The organism is Lysinibacillus sp. UBA5990 (assembly GCF_002429815.1).
Lineage (GTDB): Bacteria > Bacillota > Bacilli > Bacillales_A > Planococcaceae > Lysinibacillus > Lysinibacillus fusiformis.
The window spans coordinates 39,093-57,652 of record NZ_DJAY01000010.1 but is presented as its reverse complement, the minus strand read 5'-3'; the positions used below and the strand labels follow the sequence as shown (position 1 = coordinate 57,652).

General features: G+C 37.5%; 16 protein-coding genes and 1 other annotated feature. Of the genes, 4 read left to right on the top strand and 12 right to left on the bottom strand.

Translation table 11 applies throughout. From position 1 onward, the window contains the following. The first annotated feature begins 27 nt into the window (after positions 1-27). Together B3D94_RS06955 and B3D94_RS06950 are read left to right on the top strand one after the other, a co-directional pair. Positions 28-669: a hypothetical protein gene (locus B3D94_RS06955; protein ID WP_291756016.1), complete on the top strand. Its 642-nt coding sequence runs from the start codon at positions 28-30 to the stop codon at positions 667-669. Between the two features lie 36 nt (positions 670-705). After that, positions 706-964 (top strand) — a binding site (T-box leader). A 64-nt stretch (positions 965-1,028) separates the two neighbouring features. Continuing rightward, a complete protein-coding gene (locus B3D94_RS06950; RefSeq protein WP_291756013.1) occupies positions 1,029-2,270 on the top strand; it encodes an MFS transporter in 1,242 nt (413 codons plus the stop codon). A gap of 40 nt (positions 2,271-2,310) precedes the next feature. Here the strand turns inward: B3D94_RS06950 and B3D94_RS06945 are convergent, their stop codons facing one another. After that, positions 2,311-3,039: an IclR family transcriptional regulator gene (locus B3D94_RS06945; protein WP_069479816.1), complete on the bottom strand. Its 729-nt coding sequence runs from the start codon at positions 3,037-3,039 to the stop codon at positions 2,311-2,313. 238 nt (positions 3,040-3,277) lie between these two features. Between B3D94_RS06945 and B3D94_RS06940 the strand changes: the two genes are divergently transcribed. After that, positions 3,278-4,939: a M20/M25/M40 family metallo-hydrolase gene (locus tag B3D94_RS06940; RefSeq protein ID WP_291756010.1), complete on the top strand. Its 1,662-nt coding sequence runs from the start codon at positions 3,278-3,280 to the stop codon at positions 4,937-4,939. 67 nt (positions 4,940-5,006) lie between these two features. Here B3D94_RS06940 and B3D94_RS06935 read toward each other — a convergent pair whose 3' ends face one another. The 4 genes from B3D94_RS06935 to B3D94_RS06920 all read right to left on the bottom strand — a co-directional run bounded on the left by B3D94_RS06935 (position 5,007) and on the right by B3D94_RS06920 (position 8,828). Beyond that, the gene (locus B3D94_RS06935; protein WP_069479814.1) at positions 5,007-5,960 is read right to left on the bottom strand and encodes a methyl-accepting chemotaxis protein; all 954 of its coding nucleotides are present in this window, start codon (positions 5,958-5,960) and stop codon (positions 5,007-5,009) included. A 128-nt stretch (positions 5,961-6,088) separates the two neighbouring features. Beyond that, complete coding sequence (locus B3D94_RS06930; protein WP_069479813.1) at positions 6,089-7,273, bottom strand: NAD(P)/FAD-dependent oxidoreductase; 1,185 nt, start codon at positions 7,271-7,273, stop codon at positions 6,089-6,091. 45 nt (positions 7,274-7,318) lie between these two features. Beyond that, positions 7,319-7,747, bottom strand: a complete 429-nt coding sequence (locus B3D94_RS06925; RefSeq protein ID WP_004227758.1) for a DUF1641 domain-containing protein — start codon at positions 7,745-7,747, stop codon at positions 7,319-7,321. 451 nt (positions 7,748-8,198) lie between these two features. After that, positions 8,199-8,828: a TetR/AcrR family transcriptional regulator gene (locus B3D94_RS06920; RefSeq protein ID WP_254664212.1), complete on the bottom strand. Its 630-nt coding sequence runs from the start codon at positions 8,826-8,828 to the stop codon at positions 8,199-8,201. Positions 8,829-8,946: 118 nt separating this feature from the next. On the opposite strand from B3D94_RS06920, the gene B3D94_RS06915 reads away from it, so the two are divergent. Beyond that, positions 8,947-11,133: an MMPL family transporter gene (locus B3D94_RS06915; protein WP_291755992.1), complete on the top strand. Its 2,187-nt coding sequence runs from the start codon at positions 8,947-8,949 to the stop codon at positions 11,131-11,133. A gap of 289 nt (positions 11,134-11,422) precedes the next feature. Here the strand turns inward: B3D94_RS06915 and B3D94_RS06910 are convergent, their stop codons facing one another. The 7 genes from B3D94_RS06910 to B3D94_RS06880 all read right to left on the bottom strand — a co-directional run bounded on the left by B3D94_RS06910 (position 11,423) and on the right by B3D94_RS06880 (position 18,422). Beyond that, a complete protein-coding gene (locus B3D94_RS06910; RefSeq protein ID WP_291755991.1) occupies positions 11,423-12,298 on the bottom strand; it encodes a MurR/RpiR family transcriptional regulator in 876 nt (291 codons plus the stop codon). 71 nt (positions 12,299-12,369) lie between these two features. After that, positions 12,370-13,275 (bottom strand): N-acetylmuramic acid 6-phosphate etherase, encoded by a 906-nt coding sequence (gene murQ / locus B3D94_RS06905; RefSeq protein ID WP_069479809.1) that lies wholly within the window; start codon positions 13,273-13,275, stop codon positions 12,370-12,372. Positions 13,276-13,280: 5 nt separating this feature from the next. Continuing rightward, a complete protein-coding gene (locus B3D94_RS06900; protein ID WP_291755989.1) occupies positions 13,281-14,294 on the bottom strand; it encodes an N-acetylglucosamine kinase in 1,014 nt (337 codons plus the stop codon). Then, complete coding sequence (locus B3D94_RS06895; RefSeq protein WP_291755986.1) at positions 14,281-15,108, bottom strand: carbohydrate ABC transporter permease; 828 nt, start codon at positions 15,106-15,108, stop codon at positions 14,281-14,283. Before B3D94_RS06895 ends, B3D94_RS06900 begins: the two co-directional genes overlap by 14 nt. An 11-nt stretch (positions 15,109-15,119) precedes the next feature. Further along, complete coding sequence (locus tag B3D94_RS06890; protein WP_291755984.1) at positions 15,120-16,064, bottom strand: carbohydrate ABC transporter permease; 945 nt, start codon at positions 16,062-16,064, stop codon at positions 15,120-15,122. A gap of 28 nt (positions 16,065-16,092) precedes the next feature. Further along, positions 16,093-17,406, bottom strand: a complete 1,314-nt coding sequence (locus B3D94_RS06885) for an ABC transporter substrate-binding protein (RefSeq protein ID WP_349679780.1) — start codon at positions 17,404-17,406, stop codon at positions 16,093-16,095. Next, a complete protein-coding gene (locus B3D94_RS06880) occupies positions 17,403-18,422 on the bottom strand; it encodes a serine hydrolase domain-containing protein (RefSeq protein WP_291755979.1) in 1,020 nt (339 codons plus the stop codon). Before B3D94_RS06880 ends, B3D94_RS06885 begins: the two co-directional genes overlap by 4 nt. Between the last annotated feature and the right edge of the window lie 138 nt (positions 18,423-18,560).

The following is an 18,560-nucleotide window of genomic DNA, read 5'->3' as shown; positions in this document are numbered from 1 at the left end:
AAATTTCCAAAGAATGGAGATATCTTTATGAAAATTAAAGCTAAGCAAGAGAACTGTAATGGAATACCTTATGATTTTTTTGATCAAAACAGCAATAGCATATGCTTTATGTTATCTGGTACAGGCTATAGCTACGAAAAACCTGTTCTTTATTATTCACGATTACTACTGTTAGAGCTTGGATATGATGTTATCCAAATCAATTATTCGTTTGAACAACAACTGTTCGAACAGGAACCACAGGCTATTTCAAATATGGTCTATAGCATTGTCAATCCTATTGTAGAACACTGCTTAAGAACAAAACCTTATACAAATGCAGTTTATATAGGTAAATCATTAGGAACCTTACCTATAATAGACTTTTATATGCAACAGTCGTCTTCAATACCTGCTCGATATATACTCTTAACACCACTATTGTCGCTAGATCATACAATGGCTAATCTATTAAATAAACAAGCATTTTTGGCGATTGGCACAGCTGATCCACATTTTTCACAGGAAAAAATAGCTCAACTTACTACTCTCGATCTTGCTGTTTTTGATGGTCTTAATCATTCCCTTGAGGATGCTTCCAATATAATTCAGTCCATCCAGTTTTGCGAGTCGCTTTTCATGCAACTAAAAGCTTACATTCAAAAAAATGAACTATCTATTTCAACGTAGTCCTTTACCAATATTATCTATATATGCTACACTATCCAAAATACAGTGAAGAGAAGAGTAAATAAGGCTGTTCTTCCCAGAGAGCTCCGGTTGCTGAAAACGAGCAGGAACGAATTATTGAAACAAGTCTCAGAGTAGCGCATTGGATTTCCATTGGAATGATGGTGCGACGGGAACTCCCGTTATAGAGTCACAGTATAAACATTCATGTCGTACTGAAAAGGCTATTATGGCAACATAATAGTGAACTAGGGTGGCACCACGTGAGCATAAATTCTTCCGTCTCGTCCCTAAGACTACTGTCTTGGGGGTGGGATTTTTTATTTTGCAAGATCACTTTTGCTGAAGGAGGAATTTATATGAAAAAGTCTTTAAAATCGTGGCGCTATCCAAGTATCCTTTTAACTAGTATTGGTATTTCTAGTATCGGTGATTGGATTTATTTTATTGCTTTAAACCTTATTGTACTCAATCTGACAGAATCCGCACTTGCCGTATCTGGCTTGTATATTGTCAGAGCTCTCTCCGCATTGTTTATTAATTTTTGGTCTGGTAGTTTAATAGACCGCTTTAATAAAAAACACCTGATGATCCTATTAAATCTTTGCCGGTCCATACTGATTGTCGCACTTCCTAGCTTTTCGAACTTAGGATGGATTTATATTTTAGTCTTTATCATTACAGCTACTAGTTCTATGTATCATCCTACCTCTATGACTTATATCACTAAATTGATACCTATAGAGCAAAGAAAACGCTTTAACTCATTACGTAGTTTGCTTGATTCTGGGGCCTTCCTAACAGGTCCAGCTATAGCAGGTTTTCTATTTACACTAGGTACACCGAATACGGCTATATACTTAAATGCTATTGCTTTATTTTTATCTGCCTGCATAACTATAAAGATGCCGGACGTTGAAGGACATGAACAATTAGGCTTTGCTCATGGTAAAGAAAATGCAACACTTTATAAAATATGGCTCCATGATTGGAAAATGGTCATCCATTTTAGCTTAAAAAATGCCTATGTGATGGCAGTTTATTTATTATTTAGTGCTACCATTGTAATAATGACAGCGACTGATTCTTTAGAGGCTGCTTTTGCCACTCAAGTACTTGCTTTATCGGAGGGAGAATATGGGGTTTTAGTCAGTATTGCAGGTGTCGGTGTACTAATTGGCTCTCTAACCAATTCAGCCTTTGTTGAAAAAACCTCTACTGCTTGGTTAATTGGTATGGGGTCTATAATGACGGCCTTCGGTTATTTACTGTTTACTTCTTCCTATACTTTTTTTATGGCAGCTTTAGGTTGCTTCCTCTTATCATTCGCAACAGCTTTTGCGAATACAGGTTTCTATACTTTTTATCAAAATAATATCCCTGCTGAAAGCATGGGACGTATAGGGAGTATTTATGGTTTTTTTGAAGCCCTTTTCATTATAATTCTGACTGCTGTATTTGGATTGACTGCTGAATTTATTTCTATACGATTTGTTATAGTGAGTGCCTCATTTGTCATGGTGACGGTAGCCATCATTTTATTTATTTTAACGATATGCCCTTCTAAAGCGACTTTGTATCAAAGCACTTCTCCTAGGTAAACAAAAAAACAGGTCTTTTCCTTACGTGGAAAAGACCTATTTACATATGACCTAGCTCTTGTGAAAGTAGGTGAGCAGCTCTTGTGACTTCCTTTGCAATACTTTCTAATTTTTCAGTATCTGTATCATACTCAAAACACTCTGCGCTAATTGCAGCAATTGGTTCTTTATTTAAATCAAATACAGGTGCCGCCACCGATACTGTTCCCTTTGTTTTTTCTCCATAGCTAATGGAGTATCCCTTATCTTTGATGACATTTAATTGTTCCATTAACTCTATTTTTTCAAGATCATTTATATTTTTTAGAAAGCCTGCATGCATTTCCTTCTCTGAGAATGCAAGTAATACTTTATTCGCTGCTCCAATTGGATAGGGGATTTTTTCACCTATCATATCAATGATACGTACATTTTTAGGGCTATCTACACGATCAATAATAATAGAATTATTTAGTTTTGGAATATTTAAATATGCTGTTTCCCGGACATTAATCGCAAGCTCTTCTAATAAAGGATGGGCTTTTTCTCGGATGTTTGTATGGTGGTACATTTTCATGCCGAGCTGTAACCATGTATACCCTAAACGAAATTCCTTTTTTTCCTCATTTCTTTCTACTAAATCAAAGTTTTCTAATGTATACAATAAACGATATATTGTACTGCTAGGTAAGTCTGTTTCATTATATATATCTTGAACAGAAAAGAATCGTTTAGGATTCTTGGCTAGTACATGAATAATCATCATTGCTCTTTCAATGGATTGAATCATTGCTCATCCTCCTTTTATTCATTTTAACGAATTTTTACTCATTTATATAGACTTGCAACCGAATAAATTAATAAAAAGAAACAGAATTTTATAAAAATGAAAATTGACGTTTATAGTTTTTTCTTATATGATGAATTATATTCCACAATGCGGATTAATTTTCACATAACGAAACAACAAAGTAAACATAGTTGCTATTTTGAATGATATCTAATCGAACAAAAAAGGAGCAATATACATGTATTCACAACTAAGACAGTTACCCATCGCACAGCAAATTGAAGAGCTTACAAATGAATTAGTAACTATTAATAGTATTAATGGTACTCAAGGTGAAGGGAAAATTATCGAGTATATCTATGAGAAAATGAAGGAATTCCCTTACTATCAAGAAAATCCTACATTTCTTTGGACTTTAAACGTAAAACAGGACCCCATTGGCCGGAAAAATCTTTTCGCCTTCGTAAAAAGTCCTAATGAAACAAAAAAAACAATAATCTACCACGCTCATCTAGATACAGTGGATATAGAGGATTATGGTCATTTAAAAGAGTTTGCTTTTTCTCCTACCAAGCTTGAGGATTTCTTTAAAACCTATGAAGGAAATACGGATGTACAGAAGGATGCTCAAAGTGGCGACTGGATGTTTGGGCGTGGAGCTGTAGATATGAAAAGCGGAGCTGCAGTCCATATTGCCAATATTCAATATTTCACCAATCATCTTAATGAATTAGAAGGAAATATATTACTTATTTTAAATGGTGGCGAAGAAGCAGAGCATAATGGAATTATTGATGCATTAGATGAGCTTAACCGTTTAAAAGTGGAACAAGCACTAGATTTTTTAATGGCAATTAATACGGACTTTACAACTCCTTTATATGGTGATGATCCTCACCGTTATATTTATACGGGTGTTGCCGGAAAATTACTACCCTCTTTCCACATTTATGGGCGGGAAGTACATGTGGGAGATACATTAAGTGGTATCGACCCTAATTATATGGCAGCTAAAATAACGGAGCGTATTCATAATAATTTAGCATTAACGGAGGCAATTGCAGGAGAAACCATCCTTCCACCTACATGCTTATACCAACGTGACACCAAAGAATCCTATACGGTTCAAACGGCATCTACTAGCCAAATTTATTTTAACTATTTTTTATATGAAGAGTCACCAGATCATGTTGTTAAGAAACTTAAGTCTGTCGCACAACAGGCATGTCTTGAGGCAGAGCAATATTTACAGCTTCAGTATGAGAAATATATTGAACGTTCCAACGTACCTAAGCGTTCATTATCATGGCATATAGAGGTTGTTACTTATGATGAGCTTATTGTTTATTTAAACGGAAAGGGTATTCAGACTGAGCTTATTATTGCTGATGTCTTGAAAAAAAATGTAGGCAAGGAATTACGCCAACAGTCGTTTGCAATCGTTGATGCCCTGCAAAAGGCAGATCCCGAGCATAAGCCTCGAGTTGTGCTATTCTTTGCACCACCATTCCTCCCCCATAATTATTTAAAGAGAAATGTGGTAAGAGATCAGTTATTAAAGCAAACCATATCACAAGTCGTTCATGAGGTAGCGAATGAAACAGGAGAAGTATTTCAGGTGAAACGCTTTTTTCCTTACTTAGCGGATGGAAGCTTCTTATCTATTCATGCTACACAAGAAGAACTCCAAGAGTTGCTCAATAACTTCCCAAAATGGGATACCCTTTATCCTCTACCATTTGAAAAAATAAAGGCGCTGAATATCCCTTCTGTTACAATGGGTGTATACGGAAAAGATGGCCACAAATGGACTGAGAGAGTTTATAAACCTTATTCCTTCGGCGTGCTACCAAAGCTAATACAGAAAGCTACAAAAGAAATATTTAATTCCAATCTTTAATATCGAAAAAGCACCATTCTAATCATTTTTAGAACGGTGCCTTTTTATGTATCAAGTACAACTATAGTTAAATTGAATTAGGGAAACCCTTCACCTTTTCAACTGCTTCTAGTAATTTTTTTGTGACGATATCTGATTCATCAATATGGTCAGTTAAGACTTTATTTGTTTCATCAAAAAGTGCTGTCGTTGTTTTAAATTTACTCATGACATCTTCAGTCGAAATTTTTTGGCTATCTATATAATGAAGTAATTCCTTCACTTCACCTTGGACATTCATAATGATTTGGAGTAATGCGTTAATTTGCTCAGACGTATCTGTGCTCTTTTGAAGCCCTTCTGTCACCAGTTGCATATTATTTTTATTATCATCATATGCCTCAGATATTTGATCCTCAATTTTTTTCGTAAGATTCACAATATCCTCTGTACTTGATTTTGTATTTTCAGCAAGCTTTCGTACTTCTTCTGCAACGACTGAAAACCCTTTGCCGTGCTCCCCTGCTCTCGCTGCTTCAATCGATGCATTCAATGCCAGTAAATTGGTTTGATTAGAAATCTCACTGATGACTTTGACGATATCTGTTATTTGCTTTGAACGTTCACTTAAATGGTTCATACTATTCGTTGTTTTTCTTGATTGCTCACCAAGCTCATCAATAACATGCTGAACTTCTTTTACAGCTTGTTTACTATCAATCGATAAAGAAACCATTTCATCTGATGAAAGAATTAAAGAATTTCCTTTTTCTAGAGCATGGCCAGATATGGTATTGGATTCAATGGTGCTGCTTTCTACACGATTAAACTCGTTTAAAATAGTAGTAACCATTTCACCCAAAATGACATGTTGGTGATTAACTATATCGTGCTGTCCAATCGTCGAAATTAATTCCTTATGTAATTCATTGAGAAAAATTTGAAATTCATGATCCTTCTTATCTAGCTTTGCATTCAACTCATCAATTTTATCCTTAAATTGCTCTATATCTTCTCTTTTTGATTGAAATATCGTTAACACATGTCATCACTCCAGTAACTAGATTTGTATTAATTTTACTCTCTTTGAAGTAATTAATAAACAAATATCGTAAAAGCAAGCTTTCCATAAACAAATCCCACCTCCTAATGGAAGTGGGATAATAATTTTTAGTAAGCTAAACCGAATAGAGCTTTAATATGTGTTAAATAACGAATATTTGAAGCTTCTTTCATTAATGTTGCAGGAAGACCTTTAAGCTCTGTGTTGCTTGCACCAATTGTAGCAACCGCATCTTTACGGCCAAGGCTTGCAAGTGTACCAGAATTCACCGCAGAGAATGATTTCATCTCTTGGTTTTTATATTGTGCAAAGACGTTATAACCAGCAAGCTCACCCATTTGCCACGCAACTTGCGCAGTTGGCGCGTAAAGTGGACGACCACCATCAGCTGGTAATGCTACAGATGCATCACCAATAACAAATACATCTTCGTGTGATGTAGATTGTAGGAATTCATTAATTGTTGCTTTACCACGGTCAGCTGCAAGGCCTGATTCACCAACTAGTGGAAGTGGTGCTACCCCACCTGTCCATACAAGTGTGTTTGCAACAATTGGTTCGCGGTCTTTTAGAGAAATAACATTACCGTCAACACCAGTTACAGGTGTTCCTGTAATAAATTCTACACCGCGTTTTGTTAAGCTCTCAGTAGCGCGTTGGATAAGTGTATCCGGAAGTACTGGTAAGATTTTTGGACCAGCTTCAACAAGTTTAATTTTAAGATCCGCAAAGTTAACACCGTGTTTTGCAGCGATTTTCGGGAAGTTGTCCACGATTTCACCAACAAGTTCAACACCTGTTAAACCGCCACCACCGATAACGATTGTTGCATCTGCTTCATCTTTAGATTGTGCATATGCTTTAATGCGGTCTTCGATATGTTTGTTAATTTTATTGGCATCATTTACTGATTTAAGAACCATTGAGTTTTCTTCTAATCCAGGGATACCGAAGAAACCAGTTTGGCTTCCTAAAGATACTACAAGCGTATCGTACGTTAATGTATAGCCATTATCTAAATCCACTTTTTTATTATCTACATTGAATTTCGTTACTTTTGCAATGTGTAGATCGATGTCTAAACCTTTAAAGATTTTTTTAAGTGGTAATGCAACAGCACCTTCTGCAATTGTACCACCTGCTAAACGGTGAAGTTCAGTGATAATTTGGTGTGTTGGGAATTGGTTTACTACGGTAATTTTAGCTTCATCAGCTGATAGATACTTACGTGCAGTTAATGCAGTTAAAACGCCAGCGTAACCTGCACCTAAGATGACGATTTCTTTTGACATGATTAATTAATCCTCCGTCCTTACGAATTGAATTTACCTTAAGTCTTATTTAGCTTTGCGTTCTGAGCTTACTTGTAAGAAAGCATTAACAAAACGGAATACATTTTGAACTTGAGGGTCTTTTAACATTTTCACAAGACCGAATAAACCAATTACTTCGTGGCTTTCAGATGCTCGGTCTTTCGCTTCAATTGCAGTTGCTGCTAGGTTTTTCGCAGAGCCTACTACAGGTCCAGCGATTTCTGTTACTGCACCAACAGTATCATTTTTAAGCACTTCGTCTGTTGCAACAGCTTGAGCAAACTCGTATGATTTCGTTAATAAAGTCATCATTTCAGTTAACTTTGGTAATTGCTCAACTAAAGTTGTAAGTGATTCTTGAACTTCAGGTTTTAGTAATTGATCTAGTACATCTAATTGCTCTTTACTCACAGTTACTTGTTCAGCCTGTGTTTGGTTATTCGTTTCTGACATTTTGAACTCTCCTTTGCCATCACTAGTACTATTTTTTATTGCTTACATGTAAAAAAGACCATTAAGGTAAAACTTAACAGTCGTTACAGCGTATATCCTACACAATCACCAGTCACAAGGGCTGGATAGCGATTCGTATGACTTGTTATTACAATGTTAACTTTAAGTCGCAAAAAGCGCATCATAATACCATCCTTATCTGTCTTGGTGACATTACAACCTTCATTATAAGACTGTTTGTACATTATTTCAATGCGCTAAATCACAATTTCGACAATCTTTTCAAAATTCATTGATTTTATCAACTATTAACTGCCTTACTATCATAAATTTTCTAATACATCAAATTCTTTTATTATCATTCACTTTCTGGTCATTTTTAGAGCCCTCTTTTAAATATAACAATGAAAGGAGTTATCTCTAATCTAATGAGATAACTCCTTTCAAAGCTTTATTTATTTTGAACAGACAGCCAAAAGAAATTTGTTACTTCTTTTGCCGTTACATCTACTGAACCTAACAAAGTTTTTCCATCGCCATCTTTAAAATACCCTACTGTCATCAATGCCATAAAGTTATGAGCAAAAAACTTGGCATTTCCTTTTCGAATCGTGCCCTTCTCCATCTCCATTTGCATAGCCCGCTCAATTGTTTGATACATTTCATTTTCGGATGCTTGTACTTGTCTCAACTGAGATTCCGATAAATTGATGGAGGCCTCCCGCATAAAATTATTCATATCAATATCAATAGTTGCTGATAAATGAACTTCAACGAGCTGTTCAAGGCGTTCTTTAAATGATTTTTGTTGCTCCAAAATTTGTAGAATGGATAACCTGATGCGATCCATCATAGCTATGAGTGCCGATGTATACAATTCGCCTTTAGTTGGGTAGTAGTAGTAGATAGTCGCCTTTGTTACGTTACAAGCTTTCGCTACATCATCCATCGAAATATTTTTGTAGCCTTCTTTAATAAAAAGTTTTGTAGCCGTCTCAAGGACTAGATCTTTTGTCGGTTTCGCATTTTCATCATGGCGAGGTCTTCCAAGCACACGCGGTGACTGTTTCAACAAGTTCACCTCCTTTATAAATAAGCAGTCTTTTTACTCATATTATAACATAACAGTATTTCTAGATTGATTAATTAACCTTCTAGTATATATAATTAAATCACTTACATGAAATGGAGGTCTTCTCATGAAAAAACATCCACTTGAGCAATGGGGCTCAATGGTTGCAAGTAAAAAGGGGCGAATATTAGCACTAGCCTTTTGGGTGTTATTAGTCATTGTATTGTCGTTTGCTTGGCCACAAATTAATAGCATCGAAAGTGAGTCAGGCAAAAACCTACCTGACACGGAAATGTCTGAACAGGCCGCGGCAATAATTGCCGAACAATTCCCTAATGATGCAGGTACACCATTATTATTAGTTTGGTATCGAGACAGCGGTCTAACGACTGAAGACTATTCAGCTATACAAAGTATATACAGTGAGCTTCAAGGTAAACCATTAGCTCATCAAACGATGGTCCCACCATTTGATAAAATGCCAGCCCAGGCTCTATCAGCCGCCGCTTCAGAAAATGGCACAACCATTGTTACACCTGTGTTTTTTGAAAAAGGTGTCGCTACAGATGCCCTACAAGATAGTTTAGATAAACTTACTAAAATAATGGAGAGTAACGAAGTTCAATTAGATAAGAAACTTTCGAATGACATGCTTCATGTACGCTATTCAGGGCCAGTTGGAATCGCTACTGATGCTGTTAGTTTATTCTCCCAAGCAGATGTGAAGCTATTGATTGCAACCGTATTGCTTGTTTTAGTACTACTTATTATCATATATCGTTCGCCATTACTGGCTATTATTCCTTTACTAGTTGTAGGTCTTGCCTATGGAGTGATCAGCCCAACATTAGGCTTCTTTGCGGATCAAGGATGGATTGATAAAGATTCGCAGGCTGTCTCTATTATGACGGTATTGCTTTTTGGCGCAGGTACGGATTATTGTTTATTCCTGATTTCTAAATACCGAGAAGTTCTCTTCCATGTTGAGGATAAAACTGTCGCAATGAAACTCGCTGTGAAAGAATCAGGTGGTGCTATTTTAATGAGTGCCCTGACGGTGGTCATTGGCCTAGCTACCCTTAGTCTGGCTCATTATGGTGCATTCCAACGCTTTGCCGTGCCATTCAGCTTTGGTGTACTTGTAATGGGAATTGCAGCTCTCGTTGTCCTTCCTGCTATTCTTGTTATCATTGGTCGTGTAGCTTTCTTTCCATTTGTTCCACGTACAGAAGAGATGGCACTTAGCAAAGGGAAGAAACAACATAAGCCGTCACATAAGATTAGTCATAAAATCGGACATTTCGTTACGCATAAGCCATGGATAGTTATTACTGTAACTGTTATTTTACTTGGTGGATTAGCGGCATTCGTTCCACGTATTCAATATACGTTTGATCTACTTTCATCCTTCCCAAAAGACATGCCGTCAAGAGAAGGCTTCACTTTAATAGAAGAGAATTTTTCGCCTGGAGAATTAGCACCTGTACAATTAGTGATTGATACAGAGGGAAATGAAATTAATTTACAGCAACAGCTTTCAACAATTTCTTATATTGATAGCGTGGCAGATGTGCAAATAGGTGAAAAAAATAATGCTATTCAGTTATATGAGGTATCTTTAAATGCCAACCCCTATGCGAAGGAATCATTGGCTCATATTCCTGAATTAAAGGCAGAAGTTGTCGAAATGCTGGAGCAAAGTGGGCTTAAAAATGCCGATAAGCATGTTTGGATCGGTGGAGAAACTGCTAGTCAATATGATACCCAGCAAATAACTAAGCGTGATGAAACGGTTATTATGCCAACCATGATTGCTTTAATCGCATTATTATTATTTGTTTATTTACGTTCCATTACGGCCACTGTTTATTTATTAGCAACCGTGATCATCTCTTACTTTGGAGCATTAGGGGCAGGTTGGTTGATTTTACATCATATCATGGGGGCAGAAGCCATTTCTGGAGCTATCCCATTGTATGCATTCGTGTTCTTAGTAGCGCTCGGCGAAGATTATAATATCTTTATGATTTCAGAGATTTGGAAAAAACGTAAAACAACCGATCATTTAACAGCTGTAGAAGAAGGGGTTGTCCGAACGGGAAGTGTCATAACATCCGCTGGTCTCATTTTAGCAGGGACTTTCGCTGTTCTGGCAACATTACCAATTCAAGTACTTGTTCAATTTGGTGTGGTCACTGCAATCGGTGTCCTTCTGGATACATTCATTGTTCGACCATTGCTTGTACCAGCCATTACAACGGTTCTAGGCAAATACGCCTTTTGGCCAGGAAAACTATTCAAAAAAGAAGTCTAGCCTATTATAAATAACACGGTCATTAGCAACTCTACTTGCTAATATCCGTGTTATTTTTCGTATGAATACTAGAAAAGAGCTGCTACAAATCTTTTCTGGACCTATTGCTTTTTCTTTGGCTACCAGTCGGTGTAGCTGAATTACTTGGACCTAGTAAGCTTTCTCCAATGTTTAGTTTTTTGTCCCTGTAACGGAAGAACTTCTATAACGGGTAGACTTTTTCTGTACCAACACTCCATTTGTGACAGATCAACAAAAAAGAAGACGATGCTAAGAACTCGTCTTCGTTCTACTTTATTTTTCTTTTAGCAACTTTTTTATGCAGTCCTTGAATTACTGTTCGTGTCTCATCTAAATAATCAATTGTCTGATTATAGGCACTGGTCACTACTCCCATAAATAAAATATCAATGACAAGAAGCTGGGCAAGACGAGAGGAAGTGGCACCGCTTCTAAAGGTAGCTTCGACATTCGGTGACACATATAGACAAATATTGGCTAAACTCGATACTAATGAATTACCGTAACGCGTTAAACTTATGGTAGTAGCAGGAGTTTTACCCGCTATTTCAAGGATTTTGGCCACTTCGTGCGTTTCCCCAGAGAAGGATATCCCGACTACCACATCCCCCTCCTGTGCATTGACGACCGCTGTAGCTCCTAAATGTAAATCCATGAATACTTTACTATGCTTATTAATCCTTAAAAACTTTTGATCTGCGTCCATTGCAGTAATGCCAGAAGCACCTACGCCAAAAAAAATAATTCTTCTAGCATTTGCTAAAGCTGATACAGCACGTTCTAATTCAGCTTTATCTATTAAATTAGCCGTTTGTGTCAAAATTTCACTACTTTGCAAGGTCACCTTCTCTACAATTGATTGTAACGGCTCATTGGCCTCTATATCTCTGTCGACGGTGTTCTTACGCTGTAAATCACCAGCAATACGCAATTTTAATTCCTGAACGCCGCTGACATGCAGAGATTTGCATAATCGTATAACAGCTGCACTACTTGTCTGACTTGCCTCCCCCAACTCTACAGCGGTCATTTTAATCGCCTGAGTGGGATGCTCTAAAATAAAGCTCGCCACCTTTTTTTCGGAAGGGGGCAGCTTCTCACGCATTTCTGATAGCATAATTAAACCCGCATTTATTTTTTCCATACGTCCATCCCCACCTCTAGTATGTAGCCTTCACGGAAAAGTAAATGGAGCAGTTCCATCCACCTCTTTCTTCAAAGCTTACGTAATTCTACTGCTCTACGGACATGCCCTTCGGATTGGGCGAGTAATGCTGTCGCTTCTTCTAACACTGTATTTGTTAATAACATGACAATAGCCAGTTTTACTTGATAATTGGTTTGCTCTAAAACTTGCTCAGCTTGAATATACGATACTCCTGTCACTTCACAAACAATTTGCTTGGCACGTTCTCGCAATTTAAAATTACTAGCATGAACATCCACCATTAAATTTTTATAAACTTTACCAAGTTTGACCATAGTTGAGGTCGTAATCATATTGAGAATTTGTTTATGGGCTGTTGCAGCCTTTAGTCTAGTGGAACCGGTTAGAATTTCTGGACCAGTAATAACCTCAATAGCTATATCTACATTTTCGCTAATGGTAGAACGAGCGTTGCTGACCAAGCTAATCGTTTTCGCTCCTATTTGCTGAGCATAATTTAAAGCTCCCTTGACAAAAGGAGTTCTACCACTTGCCGCAATACCAATGACTATATCTAGATTTGTTAAGCGTTGTTTCTCCAATTCTTGCCGACCTAAAGATAAATCATCTTCTGCCCCTTCTATGGCGATCATTACTGCCTCTGACCCACCCGCTAATATGGCTTGCACTAGCTTAGGCGAAGTACTAAATGTTGGTGGACATTCAACGGCATCTAACAGCCCGATTCTCCCACTTGTCCCTGCCCCTACATAAAACAATCTACCGCCATTTTTTAGCGCATGTACAACAGCCATAATAGTCTGTTCTATTTCAGGTAATACTTTGGCAATAGCCTGTGGAATTTTTTGATCCTCTTCATGCATTAGCCTTACAATTTCAGCAATGGACATTAAATCTAAATTGGTTGTGTCTGGATGATAATCCTCAGTCGTCAGTTTTGTCATTCGCTCCATCGAAATCAAATCCCTCCATTCGATTTTTTTACACTCATCCAAGTTTCCTTTACTGTTTGTTGTAAAGCCTTTGTCATTGGAATTCCTTCACTAAAGAGCCCATTTATAAAAGCACCAATCGCAGGTGGTACTTCAGGCTGAATGATTTGATTATCAATAGTAGATTGTTGCAATTTTGCTTGAAAGCATTGAGCAAAGTATTGATTTTCGAATAATCCCCCACAAGTAACAATTGGGAATTTTTTCACCTGTGGTTCTTTTCTAAACATCATTTGGAGAAGTTGAACTAAATGGGTAACTGCACGGTCAACAAGCCTCTTCGCTATCTCATTATTTTGGGTAGCTAAAAGTAATACGGTCCTAGCAATAGAGGAAATACATATGCGTGGCTGCGATTGCTCATAAATTAGTGTAATAATCTCCGTAGGATTTGTTAGTGCTAGACGCTCTAAAACAGCTTTAGAAAAGGCATCCTCATATAAACCACAAGCATCATATTGACGAGTAATGGTACGCAATGCCTCTTGTCCAATATAGTAGCCACTTCCCTCATCTCCCAATAGGTAACCCCATCCCCCCATACGACTAATGGAATTTTGTTGAACGGCATAAACAATTGAGCCTGTTCCCGCTATAACTACTAACCCTTCCCGCGTAAACGTCCCACTAGTAAGTGCCGCCACTGCATCATTAGTGACAGTAATAGTAACCTTACAGGAAGCTGAAGGGAACATAGGAGCTATCCACGCCTTCCAGCGTTTTATATCCTCCTGACGATCCCCTCCTGCTACACATAAGAAAACCGTTGAAATATCACTTTTTGTAGCACCTATCTTTAGTATTAGGCTATCTAGTAACTGTTGAATTTGTTGCCTTACCTCATGGAATGGAGTTGACTTTATATTCGTGCCGCCTCCATCCATAAAGGCGAGAATATTTCCTTTTTTTGTGCCGATTACCACACGGGTTTTCGTTCCCCCACCATCGACTCCAATAATGTATTGCTTATTTAATGGCACCTGCCGTCAGCCCCTCCATAAATTGCTTTGAAGCAATAAAGAATAATAGAATCATTGGCAATGATGCTAATGTCAGTCCAGCAAATAGTGATCCCCAATCAGCTGAATGTTCCCCAAACAGCGACATCATTCCGACCGGGATTGTCCGTTTCATCTTTTCGGTAATAAAAATAAGCGGGAAGAAAAAATCATTCCATGCTGCGATAAAATTGATAATTACGACTGTTCCTAGTGCAGGTCGCATTAATGGCAAAACAACATACCAAAGGACCCTTAGATTTCCTGCCCCATCCATACGGGCAGCCTCCTCCAATTCAGACGGCATTGTTTTAAAAAAGCCTGTTAGTATGAGCATGGATAAAGGTATACCTGTCGCTGTATTCATTAAAATTAAAGACCATAAAGAATTAATTAGTCCTAAATCACGCATTAAAATGAAAAGAGGGACGATCCCTAATTTTATTGGGATCATCATGCCTAATAAGAAAATAAAGAATAAAGCATGATTCCAAGAAAATTTAAAGCGTGCAATATAAAAAGATGCCAATGAACAAACAACAACAATCAGTACAACAGATACAATACTGACAAATAGGCTATTCATAAAATATGTGGTGAATGGAATTTTAGACAATAATGTGCGGTAAGTATCTAAGCTAAAGCTAGATGGCAAGCCTAATGGATCCTTATAAATGTCCACACTTTTCTTAAAGGAGGACAAGATCATTAACAATATAGGATATAAGCTGATTGTCGCCACTGTAAACACAACAAGATAATAGAATGGTCGAACCCAAATGGCCCCTTGCTTCATATACTTCCCCCTTACATTTGAACGTCTTTGTTATTGGCCAAGCGTAAAAATAGCGTTGTACAAATTAATATAAATAGGAACAGTACTGTCGCTAGCGCAGACCCCAAGCCAATAGCTGTCGCACCGGAAGCTGTAGAACTACCAAATGCTAAGCGATAGAAAAACACTGCTAAAGTATCTGTAGAATAATAAGGCTCTCCCATAGAGCCTTGCATGGCGTAAACAAGTTCAAATGCCTCAAAGGATTGAATAAATGTTAAAATGCCCATGATCATTATCGATGGCACCATTAAAGGCAAATAAATCGTACGTAATAAGGTGAAGCCCTTTGCACCGTCTAGTCTCGCAGCCTCAATCAATTCATTGGGGATACCTTGGAACCCAGCTAAAAAAATTAAAACGCCAAATCCTACCCCAAACCAACAATTGACTAAAATAATGGCAATCAAAGCTGTTCCAGGATCACCGAGCCAAGCCTTTTGCAACGTCTCTAAACCTAATTTCTCTAAAAGGACATTTAAGGTTCCGAAATTAGGGTTTAAAATCAGCTTCCATAAAAAACCCACGACAATTACGGATAATACTCGCGGGAGAAAAAAGGCTGCCTTGAAAAATTCAGCACCTTTAATTTTTTGGTAGATAATAAATGCTAAAAAGAAAGCTACACCATTCATGACCACCATTTGCACAATAAAATATAGAACATTATGTTTGAAGGCATTCCAAAACATGGAGCCATAAGGTTCTGCCGTGAAAAGCGTCACGAAGTTTTGGAAGCCAATAAAGTCCCCACGCGCCATCCCATTCCATTCAAAAAAACTATAGGATAAAGCCGCCAGAATTGGATAAAGCACAAACATCCCATAAATTATAATTGCAGGGATAGGGAAAAGGTGGATAGACCACCTTGCCCATGATTTTCTTTTTGATAACAGTGAAGCTGTAGATTCCCTCATGGTGAACAGCCTCCTTTAGGAGCATTATTTATTTTTGAAATGGCGTATACCAAGTTTTAGCGTTTTCTTGTACTTTTGTAGCGACCTCTTCAGGCGTTACCTGACCTAAATACATACCTTGTAATTCACTTTCAAGTAAACTTTTTGTTGTTGGATCCCCACCCGTAAAATTAGTCACCCACATGTATGGTGTAGCTTCATTTGCAGTGGATTTACTAATCTCATTTAATAAGGCATCGTCAGAGGTAATATCAGGTATGGCACTGATCATGGAAAACTCCTTCACAAACAACTCACCAAATTCCTTTGTTGTTAAAAACTCTAAAAATACTTTGGCAGCCTCTACATTTTTCGAATTTGCATTAATAGCAAATGAGCCATCCACCCAAGTCGTCACTGTTTTTTGACCTCCTTTAGATGGAATAGGAAAATACCCTAAATCTAAATCCGGATTCATTTCTAATACAACAGGAATTTCCCAGCTACCTAACGGAAACATAGCAGCGTCCTCTAATGCAAACAAAGTACGTATATCATCCATTCCTAAGCCTTCTGAATTAGCAGGAAAATACTTCTTTAAGTCGTTCATTACTTGTATTGATTCTATAAACTGAGCATCTGTAAAATCCTTTTCTCCAGCAAGCACCGCTTGGTAGAAATCATTCCCTTCGTAAATCGCTGGTCCAACAATCCCATGCAGTAATGATAATAACCACCCTTCCTTAGTACCCATTGCTATTGGTGTAATGCCCTTTTCAAGCAATTGATCATTTAATGCAATAAACTCCTCCCAAGTAGTCGGTATCTCGAGGTTATTATCCTTGAAGATTTTTTTATTATAGAAAAATTGCGTTGAGCTCAAATTGATCGGTATCCCATATTGATTTCCACCTTCATCACGTGATGCTAGTAAAGCCTCTTTAGGAAACGAAGTTAAACCGTTTAAACCATTTATTTTCTCTACATATCCTGCTTCAGCAAGCTTTAATCCAGCCGCATAAGGTCGTAAGTGGAAAATATCTGGGCCTTCCCCAGCCTGTAGTGCTGTATTGAGAACAGTGTTATACTCTGTATTTTTAGTCGGATTAAAGGAAATGTGTATTTCGGGATGTTGTTCATTAAATAAAGCAATCACTTTTTCATATTTTGCCACATCCTCAGTACGCCAACTTCCTATCGTGAGAGAAATCTCTTCCGTTTTCTCCCCTTCTTCTTTATCAGGTGTTGTTGAGACCGTTGTTTTCTCTTTTGAGGTACACCCCACTAAAGCTACAACGAATAATAATGGAAACAGCCATAACCATTTACTCTTTTGTTTCATATCAACTAATCCACCCTTCATATAAGTAATTTTTCATAGATCAACGTATGAAGCTTTTCCCGAATACTTCTCATATTTGTATTCCTTCCATAATGAACTGCATTCGTCAGGAAAATAACAAAGGCCTTTTCGACAGGGTCCATCCAAATACTTGTGCCTGTAAAGCCTGTATGACCAAATGACCCCTTACTCCACCTCCTAGCAAAACAAGACGATGAGTAGTTGCCATTCCACACTTCAAAACCAAGACCCCTATTCCGGAATGTCTTCGTATGAGCAAGTTCTAGCCACCTATATGGAAGAACATCTTGTTGTGTAAGACCTAACCATATTTCTGCATACTTCGCTAAATCTTCCGCACATGAAAATAGACCAGCACTACCAGCCACACCTTCCAACAGCAGGGACTTTTCATCATGGACAATTCCTTGAACAAATTTACCACCCACCATTTCTGTGGATGCCGCTAGTTCCTGTTGATGGTCCGGTAATTGAAAGCGAGTATGCTTCAGCCCCCAAGGCTTCAGTATTTCCTGTTCAACGAATTGGCTAAGTAACCTTCCTGATACTTTTTCAATTACTTTCCCTAATAAAATCATACCTAGATCACTGTAGAGTACTTGCTCGCCTGGCTGAAACACTACTTTACTGGAAAATATCTCTGTCATTATGTCGCGTTGATGATGCCTCTTTACTACTGGCATTAAGTCTGCTGGTAGCCCTGAATTGTGCTGTAATAAATGTTGAATGGTTATATTGGCATACTTAAAATTCGGTAAATATGTTTGAACTTTATCGTCCACAGTCATTTGTTGTCGACTCAAGAGCAGTAAAGTAGCTGGTAGCGTTGCCACTACTTTTGTTAATGATGCTACATCGAATAATGTATGGCTCAAAATGGGTTGTTTGCTGCCATCCTGCGCTGTAAAAACCCCGTAACTACGAGACAAAATTCTTTTATGATGTTGTTGAACAATCAATACTGCACCTGGAATTTCCTTTTTTTGCACTAATTCATTTATATAGGCATCTACCAAATGAACACCCCACAATTTTAACTATCTAAATTTTCTGTAAAATTAGTATTATCATATAAAATAAAATGATAAAAAATTACTTCAATCTTAAAATTTTTTTTTACACAAAAAAACTCCCCACCAAGTAATTGCTTACTT

Excerpts from the sequence above, each read along its gene's own strand:
- B3D94_RS06955 (WP_291756016.1), top strand. The coding sequence starts at position 28 with ATGAAAATTAAAGCTAAGCAAGAGAACTGTAATGGAATACCTTATGAT.
- B3D94_RS06950 (WP_291756013.1), top strand. The coding sequence starts at position 1,029 with ATGAAAAAGTCTTTAAAATCGTGGCGCTATCCAAGTATCCTTTTAACT.
- B3D94_RS06945 (WP_069479816.1), bottom strand. The coding sequence starts at position 3,039 with ATGATTCAATCCATTGAAAGAGCAATGATGATTATTCATGTACTAGCC.
- B3D94_RS06940 (WP_291756010.1), top strand. The coding sequence starts at position 3,278 with ATGTATTCACAACTAAGACAGTTACCCATCGCACAGCAAATTGAAGAG.
- B3D94_RS06930 (WP_069479813.1), bottom strand. The coding sequence starts at position 7,273 with ATGTCAAAAGAAATCGTCATCTTAGGTGCAGGTTACGCTGGCGTTTTA.
- B3D94_RS06925 (WP_004227758.1), bottom strand. The coding sequence starts at position 7,747 with ATGTCAGAAACGAATAACCAAACACAGGCTGAACAAGTAACTGTGAGT.
- B3D94_RS06915 (WP_291755992.1), top strand. The coding sequence starts at position 8,947 with ATGAAAAAACATCCACTTGAGCAATGGGGCTCAATGGTTGCAAGTAAA.
- B3D94_RS06910 (WP_291755991.1), bottom strand. The coding sequence starts at position 12,298 with ATGGAAAAAATAAATGCGGGTTTAATTATGCTATCAGAAATGCGTGAG.
- murQ (WP_069479809.1), bottom strand. The coding sequence starts at position 13,275 with ATGGAGCGAATGACAAAACTGACGACTGAGGATTATCATCCAGACACA.
- B3D94_RS06895 (WP_291755986.1), bottom strand. The coding sequence starts at position 15,108 with ATGAAGCAAGGGGCCATTTGGGTTCGACCATTCTATTATCTTGTTGTG.
- B3D94_RS06890 (WP_291755984.1), bottom strand. The coding sequence starts at position 16,064 with ATGAGGGAATCTACAGCTTCACTGTTATCAAAAAGAAAATCATGGGCA.
- B3D94_RS06885 (WP_349679780.1), bottom strand. The coding sequence starts at position 17,406 with ATGAAGGGTGGATTAGTTGATATGAAACAAAAGAGTAAATGGTTATGG.